Below are 21,343 nucleotides of genomic sequence, written 5' to 3'. Positions count from 1 at the left end.
GGAGATCTGCGAGCTCCTGCTGGTCTGGCTCCGCGACGTGCTGGCGGTGCAGGCCGGGGCGGAGCGGCTGGCGGTCGCCGACCTCGAGCCGGCCACGCGCCGCGCCGCCGCGGCGCTGCCGCCGGGCGAGGTGGTGCGCCGGCGCGGCGAGGTGCTCCGGACGCTGCGGGCGCTGCGGCAGAACGCGACCTCGCAGCTCGCCCTGGAGCGGCTGCTGATCGGGTGGTTCCATGGCGGCGCCTAGGGGCGGGGGAGGGCGCGCGCGCGCGGCCGCCGGCGCCACGCTGGAGACGTGCCTGGAGGAGGCCCGCGCCGGGCGCCCGCAGCCGGTCTACCTGTTCGACGGGGACGCGTTCCTGTCGCTCCGCGCCGCCCGCGAGCTGGCCGGGGCGCTGGTGCCGGAGGCGCAGCGCGCGCTCAACCTGGTGGAGCTGGACGCCGCCGCCTCGCCCGCCGAGGTGGCCGCCGAGCTGGCCACGGGCGGCCTGTTCGGCGGGGGCAAGGTGGTGCTGGTGCAGGAGCCGGCGTTCCTCACCGCGAAGGAGGACGCCGCCGACGCGTTCCGCGCCGCCATGAAGAGCTGGGCCGACGGCCGGCAGCGCGACGGCGCCCGGCGCCTGCTCGCGCTCGCCGGCAAGGCCGGGATCGGCGCGCGGGCGCTCGCGCCGGGCGAGGACGGCCGGGTGGCGGAGAGCACCCGGCTCGCGCTGGCGGACGAGCTGGGCCTGTCGATGGACGGCGCGGCGGCGGCGTTCGTGGACGCGGCCGCGCGCTACGCGCAGGAGCGCGAGCTGAAGGTGGGCAAGGGCGAGGACGCGGGCGCGCTCGACGCCGCGCTCGCCGCCGGCTTCCCGCCCGGCCACGTCCTCGTGATCGCGGCGGGCAAGATCGACGGCCGCCTGCCGGTGGTGAAGAAGCTCGCCGCGGCCGGGCGCCGGGTGACCACCCAGCTGGAGAAGGAGGGCACCTGGGACGCGCAGCGCCTGGTGCTCGGCCCGGTGCTGGAGGCGCTGCTCGCCGGGACCGGGAAGCGGGTGGACCGCGGCGGCGAGGCGCGCCTGGCCGAGCTGGTGGGCGAGGACGCGCGCACGCTCGCGTCGGAGGTGGCGAAGCTCGCCGCCTACGTGGGCGACCGCAAGGTGATCGGCGCGGCCGACGTGGACGCGGTGGTGACGCGGGTCGCGTCGGATCCGTTCTTCGCGCTGGGCAACGCGGTGGAGGCGCGGGACCTGCCGCTCGCGCTGGGCGTCCTCGACCGCTCCGTCGCCGACGGCGCGAGCCCGTTCATGCTGCTCGGCTCGCTGGCCGCCACGGTGCGGCGGCTGGTGGTGGAGCGGGAGCGCGCCCGCGCCGCGGTGGGAGAGCGGCGCATCGGGTCCTTCAACGAGTGGCAGGCCGAGGTCCTCCCCACCGTCCCCGAGGACGAGCTGGAGGGGAAGAAGCCCTACGGGTTCTGGATGAAGTACCAGGCGTCGGCGCGCTTCGCGCGCGCGGAGCTGCTCGACGCGCTGGCCGGCCTCGCCGAGGCCGACGTCGCCATGAAGAGCGGGCAGGACGGGCGCGTGCGCCTGGAGCGGGTGCTGATCGGCCTGCTCGCCCGCGACAACCGGGAAAGGAGCACCCCTTGAGCCAGCGTCTCCTCGTCACGAGCGCGCTGCCGTACGCGAACGGCCCCATCCACCTCGGCCACCTGGTCGAGTACGTCCAGACCGACGTCTACGTGCGCTTCCGGCGCGCCTGCGGCGACGAGGTCGCCTACGTGTGCGCCGCCGACTCGCACGGCACGCCCATCGAGGTGAACGCCGCCAAGGTCGGGATGACGCCCAAGGCGTTCGTGGAGAAGTACCGCGCCGAGCAGCACGCCGACTTCCGCGCGTTCGGGGTGGAGTTCTCGACCTACTACACCACCGACTCCGACGAGAACCGCCGCTGGGCCTACCGGGTCTACGACGCGCTCAAGGCGAAGGGGCTCATCTACAAGAAGTCGGTGGAGCAGCTCTACTGCGAGACGGACCGCCGCTTCCTGCCCGACCGGTTCGTGAAGGGCACCTGCCCGAAGTGCGGGACGCCCGACCAGTACGGCGACGTCTGCGAGCACTGCGGGACCACCTACGATCCGCGCGAGCTGAAGGACCCGTACTGCGCCATCTGCCGCTCGGCGCCGGTGGTGCGCGCCAGCGACCACGCCTACGTGAACCTGCGCAAGCCCGACGTGAACGCGGTCATCCACGACTGGGTGAACGCCGAGGGGCACCTCGAGCCGGCGGTGCGCGAGCAGGTGAAGGGCTGGCTCTCCGACCTGCAGGACTGGTGCATCACCCGCGACGCGCCGTACTTCGGCTTCCCGGTGACCGACCCCGAGTTCCCGGGCAAGTTCCTCTACGTCTGGGTGGACGCGCCCATCGGTTACCTCTCCTCGGCCGAGCACTTCTTCGCGGCGGAGGCGCCGGAGGGCGAGCGGCTGGCGCCGGCGGAGTTCGAGCGGCGCTACCTCGCGGTGGACGCGCCGGCCCGGCTCGAGCACTTCATCGGCAAGGACATCCTGCGCTTCCACGCCGTGTTCTGGCCGGCGATGCTCTGGGCCACCGGGCTGAAGCGCCCGGACCGGATGCCGGTGCACGGGCACCTCACGGTGAACGGCGAGAAGATGTCGAAGTCGCGCGGCACCTTCGTGACCGGCCGGACCTACCTCGAGTCCGGCCTGGACCCGGAGCTGCTGCGCTACTTCTACGCGGCGAACCTGGGCAGCGGCGTCTCCGACCTCGACCTGTCGCTGGACGAGTTCCGCAACCGCATCAACGCCGACCTGGCGAACAACGTCGCGAACCTGGCCTCGCGCGTGGCCGCGCTGCTACAGCGGCTGCCCGGTGGTGTCACCGCCGCGCTCGACCCGGAGATCGCGGCCGCGACGCGCGAGGCGGTGAAGGGCGCGCGCGCCGCGTACCAGGCGCTCGAGACCCGCGACGTGGTCCGGCTGGTGAGCCAGGCCGCGAGCGTCTGCAACCGGCGCGTGCAGGAGACGAAGCCCTGGGAGGACCCGGCCGGCGACGCGGAGCGGAGCGTGCTCTACACGACCGGCAAGGCGCTCGTCGGCCTCGCCCGCGTGCTCGCCCCCATCCTGCCGCAGTTCTCGGCGCGGCTCGCCGCGGCCTACGGGCGCCCCGAGCTGCCGGCCTGGACCGCGGACCTGGACCCGTTCGACGGCGCGCCGGTGCAGGTGGTGGAGAAGCCGCCGCAGATCGCGCGGGTGGACGCGAAGCAGGTGCAGAAGCTGATCGTGCCCGCGCCCGAGGCGGCGCCGGCGAAGGTCTCGCGCGCGCAGAGCCCCGCCGAGACGGCCACCCGCGCCAGCGCCAAGGCCGCGCCGCCGCCGGTCCCCGGCGTCATCCAGTACGACGACTTCGCGAAGGTGGAGCTGCGGGTCGGGCTGGTGAAGGCCGCCGAGAAGGTGGAGAAGGCCGACAAGCTGCTGAAGCTCTCGGTGGACGTGGGCGAGCCCGAGCCGCGCACCATCGTGGCCGGCATCGCGCAGGCCTACCCGGAGCCACAGGCGCTGGTGGGCCGGCGCATCGTGGTGGTGGCGAACCTCGCGCCGCGGCCGCTGCGCGGGATCACCTCCCACGGGATGCTGCTCGCCGCCGGCGAGGCGCCGGACCTGCAGGTGGTCACCGTGGGCGAGGGGATCGCGCCCGGGACGCGGGTGAAGTAGCGCCTCGGCACGGCCCGCCCGCCCGCTTTGCGGGCGGGGCGGGCCGGGTTAGATCCGCCCGATGCTGATCGACTCCCACGCCCACCTCGACCTCGACGACTACCGCGGGGACCTCGACGCGGTGATCGCCCGCTCCCGCGAGGCGGGCCTGGCGCGGGTGGTCTGCGTCGGGCTCTGGCGGGGCCCCGGCGACTTCGGCAACGCGCTGGCGCTCGCCGATCGCGATCCCGGCTTCTTCGCCGCGACCATCGGGATCCACCCGCACGAGGCCGCGCGCGTGCCGGAGGAGGACTGGGGCCGCCACGAGGCGCTGGCGCGCGATCCGCGGGTGGCCGCGGTGGGCGAGACCGGGCTCGACTTCCACTACGACCACTCGCCGCGCGACGTGCAGGAGGCCGCGTTCCGCCGGTCGCTGCGGACCGCGCGCGCCGCCGGCAAGCCGGTGGTGATCCACGTGCGCGAGGCGGACGCCGCCTGCCTGCGCGTGCTGCGGGAGGAGGGCGTCCCGGAGGCGGGCGGGGTGATCCACTGCTTCACCGGCGACGCCCCCGCGGCGCGCGCCTACCTCGACCTCGGCCTGTACGTCTCGGTGGCGGGCATCGTCACGTTCAAGACCGCCGAGCCCATCCGCGAGGCGGTCCGCATCGTCCCGCGCGACCGGCTGCTGGTCGAGACCGACAGCCCGTTCCTCGCCCCGATCCCGTTCCGCGGGAAGCGCAACGAGCCGGCGCACGTCGTCGAGACCGCGCGCAGGGTGGCCGAGCTGTGGGGCGCGCCGCTCGAGGAGGTGGCCGCGCGGACCGCCGAGAACACCCGGCGGCTGTTCCGGCTCGCCTGAGCGGCGGCGCGGCCCGCCCGCGGCCCGGCGTCAGCCCTCCCAGCTCCCCCACTCGTCGGCGAGGTCCGGCTCGACGCCCGGGCGGTTGCGCTCCTTCCAGGTGACGATCTCCCAGCCGCGCTTCTCGGCGACGGCGCGGAACGGCGCCTTGGGGTTCACCACCACCGGCGTGCCCACCGCCTCGAACAGCGGCACGTCGGCCATCGAGTCGGAGTAGAGGAAGCTGCGGGTCAGGTCGAGGTCGAACCGCTCGGCCAGCGCCTCCACCGCCGCGCGCTTGCCGTCCTTGAAGACCACCGGCGGCAGGATCTGGTCGGTGATGCGGCCGTCCACGATGCGCGTGCGCGTGCCGACCGCGGCGTGCACGCGGAGGTGCCGGCCCACCTCGTCGATGATGTACTGCGACGAGCCGGAGGCGATCACCACGAAGTGCCCGGACAGCAGGTGCTTGCGGATCTGCCGGATGGCGCCGGAGGTGATGCGCTTGCGCAGGTGCCGCTCGAAGCAGACGTGCGCGTGCGCCTTCACCTGGTCCGCGTACAGCCCCTCCTGGCAGCGCGAGCCGACCTCCACCATGTCCTGCTCGGTGAGGCGGTTGCGGGCGTACTCGTAGATGACGCGCGGGATGCGGGACCGGACCTCGGGCCGCATCACGCGCTCGCTGTACAGGTACCAGGTGAAGATGGTCCCGGCGTTCCCGTCGAGGAGCGAGTCGTCGACGTCGAAGATGGCGGCCGTGCGGCCGAACGGGACCATGGACCGGTGCGCCTCCCCCGCGCGTCCGGCCGGCGGCCGCGAGGCCGCGCCGGGCGCGAGGAGGCGATTCTACGACAACTACCCCGCCGGCTTGTCCTCGGGAGCGGGCGTCCCGGCCGGAGCGGGCTCCGGGGCGACGTCCGGCTCGTGCGCGCCGGTGGGCTGGTCCTGCGGCGCGGGGGGCGTGGGGGCGGGCGCCTGCTGCTGCTCCGCCTCGGCGGGCGAGGCCGGCTTCTCCTCGGCCGGCTTCCCGGCGTCCTCCAGCTTCTGCGCCAGCGCGGCGAACGGGTTGTGCGTCAGGTTCTTCTTCTCCGGCGGCCGGTGCGGGCCCTTGTCGCCGGGCAGCCGCGGGCCGGTGTAGCCGCGCTTCTTGTCGCCGAACCCGCCGCCACCGCCGCCGAAGCCGCGGTGCTGGTCGCGCGGGCCGCGGTCGGGCCGCTCGGCGCGCTCCGGCCGGCCCTCGCGCGGCGCCTGCGCCGGGGCGGGCGCGCCCTCGGCCTTCGCCTCGCCGGCGCCCTCGGCCGGCTTCGCCTCGGCGGCGGCCTGCTGCGGGCGCGGCTCGCGCTTGCGGTCCTTGGGCTTCTTCGGCGGGCGCGGCTGGCCCGGGGCGCCCGCGCCGTTGCGCGGCACGTAGATGACCGGGGTGAGGAGCTCCGGCGCCGGGCCCTTCTTCTCGGCCTGCACGGTCGGCAGGTTGCCGCGCCAGATCGGCTGCTCGTAGACGTTGTTCGCGTCGGTCCAGCGGCGGTTGCCGCCGTCCTTGCCCATCAGGTTGAGCCAGGAGTTCACCCGGCTGTCGATCTCGTCGATGGCGTGCGTGAGCATCGCCTCGAGCGTCATCGGCACCTTGGGCGAGCCGTACTCGAGCCGCCCGTGGTGGGAGAGGACCATGTGCACGACGTGGTGCTCGAGGTCGCGCGAGGCGCCCACGCGGCGCGCCTTGTCGTGGATCCACTGGGCGGTCATGACGAGGTGCCCGACCAGCCGGCCCTCGTCGGTGTACTCGGTGCTGCGCTCGCCGCTCAGCTCGCGGATCTTGCCCAGGTCGTGGAAGAACGCGCCCGCCACCAGCAGGTCGCGATCGACCTGCGGGAAGTGGTCGGCGAGGCGGTGCGCCAGCTTGAGGCAGGAGACGGTGTGCTCGAGCAGGCCGCCCGCGTAGGCGTGGTGGACCGTCTTCGCGGCGGGCGCGCGGCGCAGCCGGGCGGCCACGTCGTCGTCCTCGAGGAACGCCTTGATGAGGTCCTTCACGTGCGGGTCGACGACGCAGTCCACCAGCGCGAGCAGCTCGGTCCAGTGCGCCGACTCGGCCTCGCTCGGCCCGGGCTTCTCCGGCTTCTTCGGCTCGGGCGGCGGGGCCCAGACGAACTCGGCCGCGTCCAGCGTGGCCGGGTCGACCTTCGCGAGCGACTCGATCCGCAGCTGCGGCTTGCCCTGGAACGCGCCGATGGCGCCCTCCACCTCGACGAGGTCCTTCTCCTCGAAGGCCGCCGCCAGCTCCTCGACCTTCTCGAAGGCGCGCGCCTCGAGCTCGCCGGTCTTGTCCTGGAAGGTGACGGAGAGGTACGTCTTCCCGCTCTTCGCGGTGGGGATCGCCTTGCGGGCGACGAGGAACACGCTCTTGGCGCGCTCTCCCTCCTTGACGTCCTTGGCCCAGATCTTGTCCATGGTGCGCGCAAGCTAGCTCAGGCCGCGCGCGGACACAACACGGATTGGGCGCGGAATCGGGCCATCCGCGGGCTCCGCGCGCGGCGCTCCGGCGTGTGCGACCGCGGCCCCGCGGCCCGGCCGGGGGACGCGCCGCGGGCCACCTCCGCGGACGATCCGCCGCGCCGGTGTTATGGGGTGCGCATGCGGATCGATCGCGCGTCGGATGCGCTCCTGGTGGTGGACCTCCAGCACGACTTCCTGCCCGGCGGCGCCCTCGGCGTCGCCGAGGGCGACCGGATCGTGGAGCCGCTGGCGCGCCTGGCGCCCGCGTTCTCGACCGTGGTGGCGACGCAGGACTGGCACCCGCCCGGCCACGTGTCGTTCGCCTCCACGCACCCGGGCGGCGAGCCCTACGCGTCGATCGCGCTGTCGCAGGGCCCGCAGGAGCTCTGGCCGGACCACTGCGTCCGCGGCACGCGCGGGGCCGCGCTGCACCCGGCGCTCCCCGACGCGGCCGTCACGCTGGTGCTGCGCAAGGGCACGCGGCGCGAGGTGGACTCCTACAGCGCCTTCCGCGAGAACGTCGGCCCGGACGGCCGGCGCCCGTCCACCGGGCTGGGCGCCTGGCTCTCGGCCCGCGGCGTCCGCCGGGTGTTCCTGGGCGGGCTGGCGCGCGACTTCTGCGTGCGTGTGTCCGCGGTGGACGCGGCCGCCGAGGGGTTCGAGGTGGTGGTGCTGGACGACCTCACGCGCGCGGTGTTCCCGGAGCGGCGGGAGGCGGTGGACCGCGAGCTCGCGGCCGCGGGGGCGCGCCTGGCGCTGAGCGGCGACCTCATCCGCTGAGGCGCCACCGGGCGGGCGCTCAGAAGAGCGCGCGCTGGCGCGGCGCGGGCGGCGCGGCGAGGCAGGCCGCGTCGTCGTTCGCGGGCGAGTTGACGCGCGGTGACACGGGGCGGACCGCGAGCACGCCGTCGCCGGGCGCGGGCAGGGCCGGCGGCGGGCCGGCGAGCCAGGCGTCGAGCAGCGCCGGCGGCACGAGCAGCGGCATGCGGTCGTGCAGCCGGCCCACCTCGGCGTTCGCGGCGGTGGTGAGGATCGCGAAGGCGGGCCCGCCCCCGGGCGCCTCGCCCCACAGCGCGGCCAGCAGCAGCGTGCCGCCGGCGCGCGGGTGGAGCCAGCTCGGCCGGCGGTCCGCGGCCGGGCCCTCCCACTCGTAGAAGCCGTCGGCGGGCACCGCCGCGCGCCGCCCCGCCCACGCCTCGCGGAACGCGGGCCGGTCCGCGGCGCCCTCCACCCGCGCGTTCAGCAGGAGCTTGCCGCCCGGGCCCGCCAGCCCGAACGCGGCCGGCTCGAGCCGGCGCGCGCCGCCGCGCCCGCGGAGCACCGGGTGCGGATCGCCGGGGGCCACGTTGAAGCGGGGCCGCCAGCGCGCCGCGAGCGCCGCGTCCACCTCCGCCGCCCACTCGCGGGCGAGCGCGGCGAGGTCCGCCACGGTCAGCGTGAAGCGTCCGCACATGCGCCGGACCATAGCAGGCGGCGAGCGCTCCCGCCGCCGCCGGCCCGGGTGGCGCCCGGCGTTTGCGGCGCGCGCGGGCCGGGAGAACCTTCACCCCGGGGGGTGGGATGCGCGCGCTCGTTTACGAGGGGCCGTACCGGGTCAAGGTGAGGGACAAGCCCGCGCCGCGGATCGAGCACGGGGAGGACGTGGTGCTCCGGGTGACGCGCGCGGCGATCTGCGGCTCGGACCTGCACCTGCTCCACGGCTTCGTCCCGGACACGCGCGTGGGGAGCACGTTCGGCCACGAGTTCACCGGCGTGGTCGAGGAGACCGGCCCGGCGGTGCGCACGCTGCGGCGCGGCGACCGGGTGGTGGTCCCGTTCAACATCTCGTGCGGGCGCTGCTTCTACTGCACGCGCGGCCTCTCCGGCGACTGCGAGGCCTCCAACCCCATGTCCGACCTGGCCTCCGGGGTGTACGGCTACTCGCACACCACCGGCGGCTACGACGGCGGGCAGGCGGAGTACGTGCGCGTCCCGTTCGCGGACGTCGGGCCCATGAAGATCCCGGAGGACCTGGAGGACGAGGACGTGCTGCTGCTCTCGGACGTGCTGCCGACCGGCTACCAGGCCGCGGAGATGGGCGGCGTCCGCGAGGGCGACGTGGTGGCGGTGTTCGGCTGCGGCCCGGTGGGCCTGGTGGCGGCGCGCTCGGCCTGGCTGCTCGGGGCGGGGCGGGTGATCGCGGTGGACCGGGTGCCGGCCCGGCTGCGCTTCGCGGAGCGCTGGGCCGGCGCCGAGACGCTCGACCTGGAGGCGGCGGGCTGGGACCCGGTCCCGGTGCTGAAGGAGCTGACCGGCGGGCGCGGGCCGGACGTGTGCGTGGACGCGGTCGGGCTGGAGGCGTCCGGCTCGCCGTGGCAGACGCTCCTCGGCCGCGGGCTGAAGCTGCAGGCCGGGTCGGCGGTGGCGCTCTCCTGGGCCATCCACGCGGTCCGGAAGGGCGGGACGGTGTCGATCGTGGGCGTGTACGGACCGCCCGCCAACCTGGTGCCGATCGGCGCGGCCATGAACAAGGGGCTCACGCTCCGGACCGCGCAGGCGAACGTGAAGCGCTACATGCCGCACCTGCTGGAGCACGTGCGGGCGGGGCGCCTCGACGGGAAGGGGCTCATCACCCACCGGTTCCCGCTGGAGCGGGCCGCGCACGCGTACGCGGTGTTCGGGGACCGGGCCGACGGGTGCGTGAAGTGCGTGCTGGTCCCGGGCGCGGCGGCGTGACCGCGCGGGACGAGGGGGGACGGATGCAGGGGATCGGGCCGGGCACGATGCGCGCCGGGAACGGGCCGCCGCCGGGCGCGGGCGTGGACGGCGCCCTGCCGGCGCGGCCGGGCGTGCCACGGGAGCAGCGGGAGCTGGCGGTGCCCGACGTGGACCGCGACGAGCCGGCGCGCCAGCCCGGGGCGGACGCGCTGGGCCGGACCGGGCTGCGCGTCCGGACGCCGGTGTTCGGGACGGCGCAGCCGGCGCGGGGTGCCTCCGGCGCGCTGCGGCGGGCCGCCTACCGCATCCCCGAGCACCGCGCCGGACGCTGGGCCCTGCTGCTGGCGGCGGACCGGGTGGACGTGCTGGAGCACCGGCTCCGGCGGGCCGGGTGGGCGCTTCCCGCCCTCGCGGCGCTCGCGGCGGGGTACCTGGTGGCCTCCCGCGCGCTGCGCCGCCGGTGAGCGCGCCGGCGCCGGCCTTGCGCCCCCGGGCGCCGCCGCCGAGGATCCGCGCGCGGGCTCGCGTGAGGAGGACTTCGCGGCGCGTTCTGCTGCTAGAATGGCGGCGGCGCCCGTCGAGGAGGTGTGCTTGCCCGCCGTCACCCGAGTGCTGGTTCCCATCGACTTCTCGCCGTCGTCGCGGGCGGCCCTGGAGTACGCGATCTTCGTCGCGGGCAAGCACGGCGCCGAGCTCGAGGTGCTGCACGTCTGGGAGCCGCCCGGCTACGTCGGCCCCGACACGCTCGCGCTGCTGCCGGTGGGCAGCGGCCAGCCGGGCTGGGAGCAGACGCGCAACGAGGTGCAGCGCGAGGTGGATCACTTCCTCGCGAAGGCGGCGGCGCGCCCGCGCTCGCTCTCGGTGCGCGTCGAGGCGGGCGAGCCGTCCGACGCGATCCTGGGCATGGCGCGGGAGGGCGGCGCCGACCTGATCGTCATGGGGACGCACGGGCGCACCGGCCTGTCGCGCCTCCTCATCGGCAGCGTGGCGGAGGCGGTGCTGCGCCGCTCCACCTGCCCGGTGCTGACCCTGCGCGTCGCCTCGCGGGCGCCGCGCGAGTCGGTGCCGCTGTAGCAGCGACGGGCGGACGCGTCCGCCCGTGATCGGGGGGGACCGGGGACGGGCGTCGGCGTCGGCTCCGCGGGGCCGCCGCGCGGGCCGGTCCCGAGGAGGAGGTCGTCCCGATGACGCTCGTCTGCGAGGCGATGAACCGGGCGCCGGCGACGGTGGAGGCGGACGCGACGGCGGCGCGGGCGCTCGCCGTGGTGGAGGCCACCGGGGCCGCGCACCTGCTGGTGATGGATCACGACGACCTGATCGGCATCCTCTGCGCGTGCGACCTGCGCGCGGCCGGGCCCGACGAGGCGGTCTCGGAGCGCATGAGCGTGCCGGTCATCACCATCCGTCCGGACGCGACGCTGGAGGACGCGGCCGTCACCCTGGGTGACTGCGGGGTGGGCTGCCTCCCGGTGGTGGTGGGCGGCCTCGTGCTCGGGACCGTCGGCGAGGAGGAGCTCGCCGCGGCCGGGATCCAGGGCCGGCTGCCGCACCGGCGCTGCCACCCGCGCGCGCACGGGCTGGAGCCGGCCGGGCCCCACCTGGCGCACCATCACTGAGGGTGACGGGCGCGCGCCGGAGCGCACGCCCGCGTGGCCTCCCCCTTGCTACGGAAAGGGCGGGGGAGGCGCATGCGCAAGCAGACCGTCCAGGCGTTCATGACGATCGGCCCGGTGGTGATCGCGCCGGAGCGCACGCTCGCCGACGCACACCGGCTCATGCGCGAGCGCGGCATCCGCCACCTGCCGGTGGTGGACGCGGGCGCGCTGGTCGGGGTGGTCTCGCAGCGCGACCTGTACCTGCTCGAGACGCTGCGCGGCGTGGACCCGGAGCAGGAGCGCGTGCGCGAGGCCATGACGCCGGAGCCGTTCGCGGTGCCCCCGGACGCGGCGCTGGACGAGGTGGCCGAGCACATGGCGGAGCACCGGCTCGGGTCCGCGGTGGTGGTGGACCGCGGCGCGGTGATCGGGCTGTTCACCACGGTGGACGCGCTGCGCGCGCTGGCGGCGCTGGTGCGCCGGCGCGGCGCGAGGCCGGCGCGGAGCCCACCCCGCGAGCCTCCCGCCGGCGTGTCAGGCCGGACCGACCGCTGAACGCACGCTTGCGCAAGCCGTGCGCCAAGTCGCCGGGGGCACGCAACTCTCGCGGCCGAATTCCCGGAAACCGCTCGGAAATCCGCCGCGCTGGGCCCGGGCACGGCTCGTGAAGAGCGTGGCCGGCATGAGCCGGTTCGAAGCGGACGCCCGCGAGGTGCTGCTGCGGCGTCGCCGCTCGCTCAGCCAGGGCGTCGCGCCGCCACGCCCATCCGATCCCGCCGCGCGCTGGGCAGACTACGAGTCCATCCCGGCGCCGGTGCCGGAGGGCGTGCGCCGCGAGCTGGCCGAGATCGACGCGGCGCTCGAGCGCATCCAGCAGGGCCGCTACGGCACCTGCCTCGCGTGCGGCGGCCCCATGGGCCTGCAGCGGCTCCGGGCCATCCCCGAGGCGCGCTACTGCATCGCCTGCAGCGGTCACCACCACGCCGCCGAGTAGCGCCGCGGCGCGCGGAAATGCCCGTCGCCGCCGCCGGTTGAACCGGTGAGCGGCAGGACGCATCCGGGTGGCGCTCCCGCCTGGGTCCTGCTATCACCCGGGCGCTCGTGACCACGGAAACCTCTCCCAGGAACGCGCCGGTGCTCGCCTACCCGCTGGGCGACGCGCTCTACCTGAACGTCACCAGCGGCTGCACCCTCGCCTGCACGTTCTGCCCGAAGATCCGCGACGACGACTTCACCGTGGGTGGATTCGACCTGCGGCTGGCGCGCAACCCGGACGCCGACGAGGTCTGGCGCGCGATCGGGGAGGTTGGCCTGGAGGGGCGCTCCGAGGTCTGCTTCACCGGCTTCGGCGAGCCGACGCGCCGGCTGGAGGTGGTGCTCGAGCTCGCGCGGCGCCTCCGCGCGGCGGGTGCGCGCCGGATCCGGCTCGACACCGACGGGCTCGCGAACCTGCGCGAGGGGCGCGACGTCGTGCCGGAGCTCGCGGCCGCCGGCGTCGGCGCGGTGTCGGTGTCGCTGAACGCGCCCGACGCGGCGACCTACGCGCGCATCTGCCCGAGCCGCTACGGGGAGGCGGCGTACGAGGCGGTGAAGGCGTTCATCCGGGCCGCGGTCGGCGTCATCCCGGACGTCGCCGCGAGCGCGGTGGCGATGCCGGGCATCTCCGAGGCGGCGTGCAGGGCGGTGGCGGAGTCGCTCGGCGCCCGCTTTCGTTGGCGCCCGTACGACCGGGTGGGGCGTATCCCGTCCTCGGCGGGGTCGGCCCGGGTGGGCTGAAACTGCGGAAGCCCGGGGGAGTAACGGGGTTTTTCAGGTGTCGGCGTCAGGACTTGGCCTCGGGTAGTCACTGGACCTCGGGGCGAGAATGGTGCATAACCTGCGGACCGACGCAGGGTTTGCGCAGGTCAGGAGCGGCATGAGCATGCCTAATGTGGGCGCCCGGCCGGGCAAGGAACGGATCCTGGTGGTGGACGACGAGCAGAACGCTCGCGTCGCGCTGCGGACCATCCTGAGCGAGGAGGGGTACGAGATCGCCGAGGCCGCGGACGGCGAGGAGGCCCTGGCGCTGCTCCCCGGGTTCGCGCCGGCGGCGGTGCTCGCCGACGTGCGGATGCCCCGGATGGACGGCATCAACCTGCTGCGCCGCGCGCGCGAGCAGGGCTCCGACGCGGTGTTCGTGATGATGACCGCGTTCGCGAGCGTCGAGGCCGCCGTCGAGGCGATGCGCGCCGGCGCCGAGAACTACCTCGTCAAGCCGCTCGACGTGAACGCGGTGCTGGTGGTGCTGGAGAAGGCGCTCGAGAAGCTGCGCCTCCAGCGCGACACCGCGAACCTGCGCGAGCGCGTGCGCGAGCGGTACCGGTTCCACAACATCGTCGGCGACGCGCCCGAGCTGCACGCGGTCTACGAGGTGGTGAAGCGCGCCGCGCCCACCCGGGCCACCGTGCTGATCCTGGGCGAGTCGGGCACCGGCAAGGAGCTGTTCGCGCAGGCGCTGCACGAGGAGTCGCCGCGGGCCGACAAGGCGTTCATCAAGGTGAACTGCGCGGCGCTCTCCGAGACGCTGCTCGAGTCCGAGCTGTTCGGCCACGAGAAGGGCGCCTTCACCGGCGCCATCGGCCGCAAGGAGGGGCGCTTCGAGCTCGCCGACGGCGGCACGCTCTTCCTCGACGAGATCGGCGACATCTCGCCGGCGCTCCAGATCAAGCTGCTCCGCGTCCTCCAGCAGCGCGAGTTCGAGCGCGTCGGCGGGACCCAGACGCTCAAGGTGGACGTGCGCCTGGTCGCCGCCACCAACCGCGACCTCGCCGCCGAGGTGAAGGCAGGGCGGTTCCGCGAGGACCTCTACTACCGGCTGAACGTGGTGGCGGTGACGCTGCCGCCGCTGCGCCAGCGCAAGGGGGACATCCCCGCGCTGGTGAGCCACTTCATCGACAAGTACTCGAAGGCGTACGGCAAGGACATCCGCGGCCTCGCGCCCGGCACGCTCAACGCGGTGCTGAGCCACGACTGGCCCGGCAACGTCCGCGAGCTGGAGAACGTGGTGGAGCGCGCGGTGGTCCTCTGCAAGGGCTCCGAGCTCACCGCCGACGACCTGCCGCCCACGCTGCGCGGCCCCCGCCCGCGCGAGCGCGCGCCGGGCGCGCTCATCCCCGGCGCCACCCTCTACGAGATCGAGCGCGAGGCGATCCTCCGCACGCTCGAGATGGTGGGCGGCTCCACCTCGCGCGCGGCCGAGATCCTCGGGATCAGCGTCCGCAAGATCCAGTACCGGCTGAAGGAGTACGCGGCCGGCGGGCGCGAGGGCGCGGCGGGGCACGACCACCACCACGACGCCGAGCACGAGCCCGAGAAGGCCGGCGGGATGGAGTAGGGCGCGGCCCGCGCGCTCACTGCGCGCGCGGGAGCCGCAGCGTGAAGCGCGCGCCGCCCTCCGGGCTGTCCGCGATCCGGATGGTGCCCCCGTGCTGCGTGACGATCGCGTGCACGATGGAGAGCCCCAGGCCGGAGCCGCGCGCCTTGGTGGTGAAGAACGGCTCGAAGATGCGGTCGCGCTGGTCGGGCGAGACGCCCGGGCCGTCGTCGTCGATGAGGATGTCCACCATCGGCGACGCGTCGGGGTGGTCCACGTCGGCGGGCGCGGGCCGGCAGGAGACCCGGACCAGCCCGCGCGCGTCCACCGCCTCGAGCGCGTTCAGGCACAGGTTCACCAGCACCTGCCGCAGCCGCTCCTCGTCGCCCGCGACCGGCGGCACCGGCTCGAGCTCGCGCTCCAGGCGGACGCCGCGGCGCTCGGCCTCGCCGCCGAGCAGGTCCACCACCTTCGTGATCACCGGCGCGACCTCGATGGCCTTGCGGACGAACTCGCGCGGGCGGGCGAACTGGAGGAAGTCCTCGAGGATGTGATCGAGGCGGCGGATCTCGTCCTTCACCAGCGTGAGCGGCTCGAGCAGCGGCCCCTGCCGCTCCGCCTCGAGCTTCTGGACGCGCCGCTCCAGCACCGAGAGCTGGAGCGCGGCGGCGTTGAGCGGGTTGCGGATCTCGTGCGAGAGCCCGGCGGTCATGGTGCCGACGGCGGCCAGCTTCTCGGCCATCTGCGCGCGGCTGGCGAGGTCGCGCTTCTCCTGGTGCAGGCGCACCTGCCGCATGGCCTGCTCCACCGTCAGCAGCAGCTCCTGGGTGGCGCACGGCTTCACCAGGTACGCGCAGGCGCCGGCGCGCACCGCCGCCACCGCCGACTCCAGCGTGGCGAACCCGGTGAGCAGCACCACCTCGCCGTTCGGCGACAGCTCCTTCAGCCGCGGCGCGAGCGCGGTCCCGTCGCCGTCCGGGAGCTTCAGGTCCACCAGCGCCACGTCGAAGCCCTGCTCGGCGAGCGGGAGCGCGGCGGCGCAGCTCCCGGCGCCGGCCACCGCGTACCCGGCGCCCTCCAGGATCTCGGACAGGTTGTCCACCAGGCTGGCGTTGTCGTCCACCACCAGCACGCGCGGCCGCCGCGGCCCGTTGCCGTGCTTCACGGGCCGGGCACCGCGGAGGGGGGCGCGCGCCGTGGAGCCGCTCCACCGCGGCGAGCAGCGCGGCGGTGTCGAACGGCTTGTGGAAGAAGCCCTGGTGCGGGAGGGCCGGCCAGGCGTCGTGGTGGGCGGTGACGACGATCATGGGGAGGCCGGGGTACTTGGCCGCGAGCCGCTGCATGGCCGCGCCGTCCGGGCCGCCGGGCACGCGCAGGTCCACCAGCGCGCAGAACGGCTGCACCGGCCCGAGCCGCTCGGTCTCCAGCACCGAGGCGGCGGTCACCGCCGCGAAGCCGCGCGAGCGCAGCGCCTCGCAGAGGTTGTCGGCGAGCCGGGGATCGTCCTCCACCACCACCGCCAGGCCGTCGCGCCGGGCCGCCTCGAGCAGCTCCACCAGGTACGCCGCGTTCACCGGCTTCTGCAGCACCGCCACCAGCCCCTCGCGCCGCGCGGCGTCGAGGTCGTTGTCGCCCACGTAGGCGGTGATGACCAGGGCGGGCGCGCCGGGGTCGAGGCGGCGCAGCTCGTGGACCAGCTCGGCGCCGCCCATGAGCGGCATGCGCATGTCGGTGAGGATGGCGTCGAAGCGGGTCCCGCGCGCGAGCGCCAGCGCCTCGGCGCCGTCGCCCGCGAGCGCGACCTCGTGGCCGGCGTCGCGCAGGATCTCGGCCAGGTTCTCGGCGAAGTCGCGGTTGTCGTCCACGATGAGGTAGCGGCGCATGCGGGATCCTCCGCTCAGGCGGGGAGGCGGACGGTGAACCGCGCGCCGCCCCCGGGCCGGTCCGAGTACTCCACCGAGCCGCCGTGGCGCTCGGCGATGCGCTTCACGAGCGCCAGGCCCAGGCCGATGCCCTTGTCCTTGGTGGTGATGAGCGGCTCGAACAGGCGGCGGCGCGTGGCCGGGTCCACGCCGGGGCCGGTGTCCTCGACCTCCACCTCGACCGCGCCGTCGGCGCGCCGCGCGCGGACCGTCACCGCGCCCACCGGCGCCGCCGCGAACGCGGCGTTCTCGAGCAGGTTCACGAACACCTGCCGGAGCTGGCCCGGGTCGCCGTCCACCGGCGGCAGGCCCTCGAACCCCTCCACCGCGACCGACACGCCCGGCGCGTGCTTCACCGCGCCGGCGGCGGCGGCGACCACCTGGCCGACGTCCACCGGCTCGCGCGCCAGCGGCCGGTTGCGGATCATGTCGAGCAGGTTGGAGATGATCCCGTTCGCGACCCCGAGCTGCTCGCCGATGCGGTCCACGTGCTTGCGGGCGCGCTCGTCGTCGCCCACCCGCCCGCGCAGGATGTAGAGCGAGGTCTCGATGACGCCGAGCGGGTTGCGCAGGTCGTGCCCGATGGAGCCGACGAGCTGGCCGAACGTCGAGAGCCGCTCCACGCGCGCCTGCTGCGCGAGCAGGTCGTCGCGGTAGGTGTGCAGCATGATGGCGAGCTCGAGGTCGAGGATCTTGGCGAGCGCGTTGCGCACCCGCTCCAGCTCCGGCGGGTCGGCGTTGAAGCGCTCCCAGGAGACGCGCATCAGCTCGGTGCGGATCACGTTCATCGCGCCGAACATGTAGTGCTGCGGCAGGCCGATGCGGACGTGGACGCGGCCGATCCGCGTTCGGTGCTCCCAGTACGCCTCGTCCCACGGGCCGGTGAGCAGCGTGTCCATCCAGGCGATGAGCGTCACCTTGAGGTGGCCCACCCGGCTCTCGCCGCCCACCAGCGCGGTGCGCGCGCCCTCGTGCCCCAGGATGCGGTCATAGAAGACCTGGGCGATCCGGTCGAGCTGCGGCGCCGCCGCGCCGTGCAGGGCGCGGAGCGCCCGCTCGTCCCCGGCGTCGAAGTGGACGTAGCGCTTCAGCTCCTCGAGCACGGTCTCGGGCATTCGACCCGTATGTAAGGGGGACCCGGGCGGCCGGTCAACGCGCGTTGCCCCGGGCGGGCCGGCGGGCGCCGGCCCCGGTGGAGCCCTAGGCCTGGCCGGCCCGCTCCCGCGCCTTGACGGCCTCGGAGACCAGGTCGAGGTCGCGGACCACGTCGGCGGCGAAGCGCACGAAGTCGGCCTCGGTGACGATGCCGACCAGCAGCCCGTCCTCCTCGCACACCGGGAGGCAGCCGAACTTCCGCTCCAGCATGAGGCGCGCGGCGTGGGCCAGCCCGGTGCCGGGGCGCACCGCCACGGGCTCGCGCGTCATCACCTCGGAGACCGCGCGGTCGCGGGCCGCCGGCGCGCCGGCCTGGCCGGAGCGGAGCAGGTCGCGCTGCGTGAGGAGGCCGACCAGCTTGCGCTCCCGGACGACCGGCAGGTGCCGGATCCCGCCCAGCTTGAGCAGGGACTCGGCCAGCGCGAGGTCGTCGCTCTCGCGCACGGTGACGAGGTCCCTGGTCATGAAGTCCGCCACCGAGATCATGAGGCCTCCGCGCGCGTCGCGCGCGCGGCGAGTGTAACCCGGGACCGGGCGCGCGGCATCGCCTCAGCGGACCACCAGCACCGGCTTCGAGCTGATGTGCACCAGGCGGTCGGAGACGCTGCCCAGGAACATCCGGGCCACCGCGCCGTAGCCGCGGCTGCCGACCACCACCATGCCGACGTCCACCGCCGCGGCCTCCTCGGCGATGGCCTCGGCCGGGGAGCCGTAGAGCACGGTGGTGGACACGTCCAGCCCCGGCTCCTCCAGCGCCTTCACGGCCTTCTCCAGCAGCGCGTCCGCGTAGGCGCGGTGCTCCTTCTCGACCTCGGCGATGGTGAGCCCGTAGACGTCGGGGGGGAGGAGCAGCTTCGGGACCACGTGCACCAGGGTCAGCTTCGCCCCGAAGCGCAGCGCCACGTCCGCCGCCATCCGCGCCGCCTTCAGCGAGGTGTCCGAGCCGTCCACCGCCACCAGGATCCGCTTCATGGCCGCTCCCCTCCGGTTCAGGCACGCCTTCCCCCTTCAAGGGGGATGCCGGCGCGGGCAGGGGAAGGAGGCGGGACGCGCGGGCGCGCCGGGCAGGTCTGCGAGCCTCGCCCGCTCCAGCGTCCGACCGGTCACCGCGATCTCCAGGCTCGCCCGGAACGCTCGCCGGGCGAATCGCGGGTGCCGTGCGGGCGCCTGGGCTCCCCCGCCTGTGCGGGTGGCTCCAGCAAGTCTGCCCGGGTTGCGCGAGACGCGTCCCTGGAAGAACGGAGAGCAACGGAGAGGCCAGCCGCGATGGGTGCGGCGCCGGGTAAGGCGGGGAGGTGGGCCGGGCCGGCCGGGTGGGCCGGGGGAGGGGGAAACGGCGGTCGGACGCGGGGTCGGCCCCAGGGCTCGCGCACCGGCGCGCAGCCCGCGGCGCGCGGGCGCCGGGGGAGGCGTGCGCGTGCGGCGGCGCCACGCCGGGCGACGGCGCAGGGTCCGCGCGCGACGCCCGGTGGCCGGCGTGTGCGCGGTGGCGCACCCGCGATGCGGCACCGCCGGTGCCCAGGGGCACCGGCGGCCGTGGAACGAGGCTGGCGGGGAGGCGAGGGCGGCGGACGCCGCGCCTCGATCAAGCCTGCTTCGAGCCCTGGTCCGACGACGACTGCGTCGGGGTGCTGCCGTTGCCGGAGGCGGTGGGCTTCTCGTCCTCGCCGCCGAACGCCTTCTTGAAGCTGCGGATGCCCTGGCCGAGCCCCGCGCCGAGCGCCGGGAGCCTGCTCGCGCCGAACAGGATCACGACGATCGCGAGGATGAGCAGCAGCTCCGGCATTCTGAGACCGAACATGGGGGTGTTCCTTTCGTCGCCTGGCGCGCTCCTCTTCTAACAGGGATCAGGCCGCGTTGTCTTCCATCGCGAGCGCGGCGAGGCGACGCTGATCGAGGACCTTCACGCCCCGCGACGCGTCCACCACGCCGTCCTTCTCGAGCTTGGTCAGGCAGCGGGAGAGCGTCTCCGGGCGCATCCCGAGGAGGCGCGCGACCACCTGCTTGCGCACCGCGTTGGGCCGGTCGGCGAGGAACCTCGCATGGGCGAGCGCGAACCGGGCCACGCGCGAGAGGCAGTCGCCCTGGCGCCAGTTGACCTCGTCGCGCTGCTGCCGCGACTCGGTGAGCAGCAGGTCGAGCACCACGCGCGCGGCGCCCTTGTCCGGGCCCACCCACTGCGAGAGCGCGTCGCCGCCGATGCCGCAGATCTTCACGCGGGAGAGCGCGCGCACCTCGAACGGCGAGGGCTCGGCCTGCATCGCCTCGGTGCAGAGCAGCGAGCTCGGGCCGCGGAGCGACAGCAGCAGCTCGGAGCCGCGCGGCGAGACCGCCGAGAGGGCCACGAAGCCCTCCTTGACGAAGTAGACGGTGCGCGGGCGCTCGCCCTGGGCGCAGATCGTCGCACCCGATTCGCGGGTGGTCGGCGTCAGCCGGCAGCGGCCCTGGGACGCGATCCCGAGCGAGCAGGAGCCGCAGTCCGAGACGGGAGTGTTGGAGAGCACGGCGGGATCCTCCGATGGCGAACGGCGCCTTGATCGGCGTCTGTTTGCACGAGCTAGGCCCGCGAGAGAGCGGGGTTTTGCCCGCCTGCTGCCGCAGACGTTGCGCTTTGGCCCGGATCAATACTCGCCCGGCGCACCTTTTGCGATCGGGTCGTCTCGCGATCGCCTCGTCGCGGCGCAGCCACGTGGCATGATGCGGTCCACGATGGACAGGCTCCTCCGCATCCGCGACGGCATCCTCGCCGCGCTGCTCCCGGTCGGCGCCGAGGACGTTCCCTCCGAGGAGGCGCTCGGCCGCTGGCTCGCCTCCCCCGCGCTGGCGAGCGTCCCGGCCCCGCCGCACACCTGCGCCGCCATGGACGGCTACGCGGTGCGCGCCGCGGACGTGACCGCGCCGGCGGTGCTCCCGGTCCGCCAGACGATCTACGCGGGCGACGTGCCCGCGGCGCCGCTCTCGCCCGGCGAGGCGGCGCGCATCTTCACGGGCGCGACGCTGCCGCAGGGCGCCGACGCGGTGGTGCGCGAGGAGGCGACGCGCGAGGAGGGCGGCGGCGTCCGCTTCCTCGAGGCGGCGCGGCGCGGCGAGCACGTGCGCCAGGCCGGCGAGGACGTGCCGGCCGGCGGGCTGGCGCTCGCGGCCGGCGTGCGCGTCGGCCCGCGCCAGGCGGCGCTGCTGCGCGCGGTGGGCGGGCCGGTCGTGTCGGTGCGGCGGCGGCCGCGCGTGGCGGTGCTCTCCACCGGCGACGAGGTGGTATCCGGCCGCACGCCGGACTCGAACGGCGAGGCGGTGGCGGGGCTGATCCGGGCGATCGGCGCGGACGTCGAGCGGCGCCCGGTGCCGGACCGGCTCGAGGCGGTGGTGGCCGCGATCCGCGAGGCGCTCGCGAGCGCCGACGCGGTGGTCACCATCGGCGGCGTGTCGATCGGCGCGCGCGACCTGGTCCCGGAGGCGCTCGCGCACCTGCAGGCCGACGTGCGCGTCCACGGCGTGCCCATGAAGCCGGGCAAGCCGTTCCTGTTCGCGCTCGCCGGCGGCGCGCCGGTGCTGGGGCTGCCGGGCAGCCCGTCGGCGTGCCTGGTGGCGTTCGAGGTGTTCGCGCGC

At 75.3% G+C, this 21,343-nt stretch carries 22 protein-coding genes and 2 pseudogenes; 14 read left to right on the top strand and 10 right to left on the bottom strand.

The features are described from left to right. From PSR1_RS11690 to PSR1_RS11675, 4 genes and pseudogenes are all read left to right on the top strand, one after another. Nucleotides 1–244: pseudogene (locus tag PSR1_RS11690) on the top strand (DNA polymerase III subunit delta'); the annotation flags it as partial. Beyond that, entirely contained in the window at nucleotides 231–1,628 is a 1,398-nt protein-coding gene (locus tag PSR1_RS11685; protein ID WP_059437746.1) for a DNA polymerase III subunit delta, read from the top strand. The pseudogene PSR1_RS11690 and the gene PSR1_RS11685, both read left to right, overlap by 14 nt. After that, nucleotides 1,625–3,709: a methionine--tRNA ligase gene (gene metG, locus PSR1_RS11680; RefSeq protein WP_059437745.1), complete on the top strand. Its 2,085-nt coding sequence runs from the start codon at nucleotides 1,625–1,627 to the stop codon at nucleotides 3,707–3,709. The genes PSR1_RS11685 and metG overlap by 4 nt, the downstream gene beginning before the upstream one ends. 61 nt (nucleotides 3,710–3,770) lie before the next feature. Beyond that, nucleotides 3,771–4,547 (top strand): TatD family hydrolase, encoded by a 777-nt coding sequence (locus PSR1_RS11675; protein ID WP_059437744.1) that lies wholly within the window; start codon nucleotides 3,771–3,773, stop codon nucleotides 4,545–4,547. 30 nt (nucleotides 4,548–4,577) lie between these two features. On the opposite strand, the gene PSR1_RS11670 is transcribed toward PSR1_RS11675, so the two are convergent. Together PSR1_RS11670 and PSR1_RS11665 are read right to left on the bottom strand one after the other, a co-directional pair. Beyond that, complete coding sequence (locus tag PSR1_RS11670; RefSeq protein WP_059437743.1) at nucleotides 4,578–5,303, bottom strand: HAD family phosphatase; 726 nt, start codon at nucleotides 5,301–5,303, stop codon at nucleotides 4,578–4,580. Between the two features lie 78 nt (nucleotides 5,304–5,381). Next, a complete protein-coding gene (locus PSR1_RS11665; RefSeq protein WP_059437742.1) occupies nucleotides 5,382–6,971 on the bottom strand; it encodes a 3'-5' exoribonuclease YhaM family protein in 1,590 nt (529 codons plus the stop codon). A 183-nt stretch (nucleotides 6,972–7,154) separates the two neighbouring features. Between PSR1_RS11665 and PSR1_RS11660 the strand changes: the two genes are divergently transcribed. Next, nucleotides 7,155–7,796, top strand: coding sequence for a nicotinamidase (locus PSR1_RS11660; RefSeq protein WP_059437741.1), 642 nt, complete (start codon nucleotides 7,155–7,157; stop codon nucleotides 7,794–7,796). A gap of 19 nt (nucleotides 7,797–7,815) precedes the next feature. On the opposite strand, the gene PSR1_RS11655 is transcribed toward PSR1_RS11660, so the two are convergent. Beyond that, nucleotides 7,816–8,469, bottom strand: a complete 654-nt coding sequence (locus tag PSR1_RS11655; RefSeq protein ID WP_237757927.1) for an SOS response-associated peptidase — start codon at nucleotides 8,467–8,469, stop codon at nucleotides 7,816–7,818. 107 nt (nucleotides 8,470–8,576) lie between these two features. On the opposite strand from PSR1_RS11655, the gene PSR1_RS11650 reads away from it, so the two are divergent. The 8 genes from PSR1_RS11650 (at nucleotide 8,577) to PSR1_RS11615 (ending at nucleotide 14,681) form a co-directional block, all read left to right on the top strand. Further along, complete coding sequence (locus PSR1_RS11650) at nucleotides 8,577–9,731, top strand: zinc-dependent alcohol dehydrogenase (RefSeq protein ID WP_059437739.1); 1,155 nt, start codon at nucleotides 8,577–8,579, stop codon at nucleotides 9,729–9,731. Between the two features lie 23 nt (nucleotides 9,732–9,754). Then, the gene (locus PSR1_RS11645) at nucleotides 9,755–10,177 is read left to right on the top strand and encodes a hypothetical protein (protein ID WP_059437738.1); all 423 of its coding nucleotides are present in this window, start codon (nucleotides 9,755–9,757) and stop codon (nucleotides 10,175–10,177) included. A 121-nt stretch (nucleotides 10,178–10,298) separates the two neighbouring features. Next, nucleotides 10,299–10,787: a universal stress protein gene (locus tag PSR1_RS11640; RefSeq protein ID WP_237757928.1), complete on the top strand. Its 489-nt coding sequence runs from the start codon at nucleotides 10,299–10,301 to the stop codon at nucleotides 10,785–10,787. Nucleotides 10,788–10,897: 110 nt separating this feature from the next. Beyond that, on the top strand, nucleotides 10,898–11,329 hold the full coding sequence (locus PSR1_RS11635) for a CBS domain-containing protein (protein WP_059437736.1): 432 nt from the start codon (nucleotides 10,898–10,900) through the stop codon (nucleotides 11,327–11,329). Between the two features lie 72 nt (nucleotides 11,330–11,401). Further along, the gene (locus PSR1_RS11630; RefSeq protein WP_059437735.1) at nucleotides 11,402–11,863 is read left to right on the top strand and encodes a CBS domain-containing protein; all 462 of its coding nucleotides are present in this window, start codon (nucleotides 11,402–11,404) and stop codon (nucleotides 11,861–11,863) included. 127 nt (nucleotides 11,864–11,990) lie between these two features. After that, entirely contained in the window at nucleotides 11,991–12,302 is a 312-nt protein-coding gene (locus PSR1_RS11625) for a TraR/DksA family transcriptional regulator (protein ID WP_059437748.1), read from the top strand. Nucleotides 12,303–12,409: 107 nt separating this feature from the next. Continuing rightward, on the top strand, nucleotides 12,410–13,084 hold the full coding sequence (locus tag PSR1_RS11620; RefSeq protein WP_059437734.1) for a TatD family nuclease-associated radical SAM protein: 675 nt from the start codon (nucleotides 12,410–12,412) through the stop codon (nucleotides 13,082–13,084). A 145-nt stretch (nucleotides 13,085–13,229) separates the two neighbouring features. After that, entirely contained in the window at nucleotides 13,230–14,681 is a 1,452-nt protein-coding gene (locus tag PSR1_RS11615; RefSeq protein WP_059437747.1) for a sigma-54 dependent transcriptional regulator, read from the top strand. 16 nt (nucleotides 14,682–14,697) lie between these two features. Here the strand turns inward: PSR1_RS11615 and PSR1_RS11610 are convergent, their stop codons facing one another. The 7 genes and pseudogenes from PSR1_RS11610 to PSR1_RS11575 form a co-directional block, all read right to left on the bottom strand. Then, complete coding sequence (locus PSR1_RS11610; protein ID WP_059437733.1) at nucleotides 14,698–15,825, bottom strand: sensor histidine kinase; 1,128 nt, start codon at nucleotides 15,823–15,825, stop codon at nucleotides 14,698–14,700. A 1-nt stretch (nucleotide 15,826) separates the two neighbouring features. Further along, nucleotides 15,827–16,543, bottom strand: a pseudogene (locus PSR1_RS23475) (response regulator); the annotation flags it as partial. Between the two features lie 14 nt (nucleotides 16,544–16,557). Next, nucleotides 16,558–17,697 carry a sensor histidine kinase gene (locus PSR1_RS11595; protein ID WP_059437730.1) on the bottom strand — a complete coding sequence of 380 codons (1,140 nt, stop codon included), beginning with the start codon at nucleotides 17,695–17,697 and terminating at the stop codon, nucleotides 16,558–16,560. 85 nt (nucleotides 17,698–17,782) lie between these two features. Continuing rightward, nucleotides 17,783–18,223 (bottom strand): CBS domain-containing protein, encoded by a 441-nt coding sequence (locus tag PSR1_RS11590; RefSeq protein ID WP_059437729.1) that lies wholly within the window; start codon nucleotides 18,221–18,223, stop codon nucleotides 17,783–17,785. Between the two features lie 63 nt (nucleotides 18,224–18,286). Further along, a complete protein-coding gene (locus PSR1_RS11585) occupies nucleotides 18,287–18,709 on the bottom strand; it encodes a universal stress protein (protein ID WP_011420388.1) in 423 nt (140 codons plus the stop codon). Between the two features lie 613 nt (nucleotides 18,710–19,322). Then, nucleotides 19,323–19,538: a twin-arginine translocase TatA/TatE family subunit gene (locus PSR1_RS11580; RefSeq protein ID WP_011420389.1), complete on the bottom strand. Its 216-nt coding sequence runs from the start codon at nucleotides 19,536–19,538 to the stop codon at nucleotides 19,323–19,325. Between the two features lie 46 nt (nucleotides 19,539–19,584). Then, on the bottom strand, nucleotides 19,585–20,241 hold the full coding sequence (locus tag PSR1_RS11575) for a Crp/Fnr family transcriptional regulator (RefSeq protein ID WP_059437728.1): 657 nt from the start codon (nucleotides 20,239–20,241) through the stop codon (nucleotides 19,585–19,587). A 205-nt stretch (nucleotides 20,242–20,446) separates the two neighbouring features. On the opposite strand from PSR1_RS11575, the gene PSR1_RS11570 reads away from it, so the two are divergent. Further along, the coding region (locus PSR1_RS11570) for a molybdopterin molybdotransferase MoeA (RefSeq protein ID WP_059437727.1) at nucleotides 20,447–21,343 on the top strand (897 nt) is incomplete at its 3' end.

It is taken from the genome of Anaeromyxobacter sp. PSR-1, from assembly GCF_000964525.1.
Lineage (GTDB): Bacteria > Myxococcota > Myxococcia > Myxococcales > Anaeromyxobacteraceae > Anaeromyxobacter.
The sequence above is the reverse complement of the archived record's forward strand: the minus strand, read 5'-3'. Positions and strand labels throughout refer to the sequence as shown.

Coding starts and splice junctions, on each gene's coding strand:
- PSR1_RS11685 (WP_059437746.1), top strand. CDS start 231: ATGGCGGCGCCTAGGGGCGGGGGAGGGCGCGCGCGCGCGGCCGCCGGC.
- PSR1_RS11675 (WP_059437744.1), top strand. CDS start 3,771: ATGCTGATCGACTCCCACGCCCACCTCGACCTCGACGACTACCGCGGG.
- PSR1_RS11670 (WP_059437743.1), bottom strand. CDS start 5,303: ATGGTCCCGTTCGGCCGCACGGCCGCCATCTTCGACGTCGACGACTCG.
- PSR1_RS11665 (WP_059437742.1), bottom strand. CDS start 6,971: ATGGACAAGATCTGGGCCAAGGACGTCAAGGAGGGAGAGCGCGCCAAG.
- PSR1_RS11660 (WP_059437741.1), top strand. CDS start 7,155: ATGCGGATCGATCGCGCGTCGGATGCGCTCCTGGTGGTGGACCTCCAG.
- PSR1_RS11655 (WP_237757927.1), bottom strand. CDS start 8,469: ATGTGCGGACGCTTCACGCTGACCGTGGCGGACCTCGCCGCGCTCGCC.
- PSR1_RS11650 (WP_059437739.1), top strand. CDS start 8,577: ATGCGCGCGCTCGTTTACGAGGGGCCGTACCGGGTCAAGGTGAGGGAC.
- PSR1_RS11645 (WP_059437738.1), top strand. CDS start 9,755: ATGCAGGGGATCGGGCCGGGCACGATGCGCGCCGGGAACGGGCCGCCG.
- PSR1_RS11635 (WP_059437736.1), top strand. CDS start 10,898: ATGACGCTCGTCTGCGAGGCGATGAACCGGGCGCCGGCGACGGTGGAG.
- PSR1_RS11630 (WP_059437735.1), top strand. CDS start 11,402: ATGCGCAAGCAGACCGTCCAGGCGTTCATGACGATCGGCCCGGTGGTG.
- PSR1_RS11625 (WP_059437748.1), top strand. CDS start 11,991: ATGAGCCGGTTCGAAGCGGACGCCCGCGAGGTGCTGCTGCGGCGTCGC.
- PSR1_RS11615 (WP_059437747.1), top strand. CDS start 13,230: ATGCCTAATGTGGGCGCCCGGCCGGGCAAGGAACGGATCCTGGTGGTG.
- PSR1_RS11595 (WP_059437730.1), bottom strand. CDS start 17,697: ATGCCCGAGACCGTGCTCGAGGAGCTGAAGCGCTACGTCCACTTCGAC.
- PSR1_RS11590 (WP_059437729.1), bottom strand. CDS start 18,223: ATGATCTCGGTGGCGGACTTCATGACCAGGGACCTCGTCACCGTGCGC.
- PSR1_RS11585 (WP_011420388.1), bottom strand. CDS start 18,709: ATGAAGCGGATCCTGGTGGCGGTGGACGGCTCGGACACCTCGCTGAAG.
- PSR1_RS11580 (WP_011420389.1), bottom strand. CDS start 19,538: ATGTTCGGTCTCAGAATGCCGGAGCTGCTGCTCATCCTCGCGATCGTC.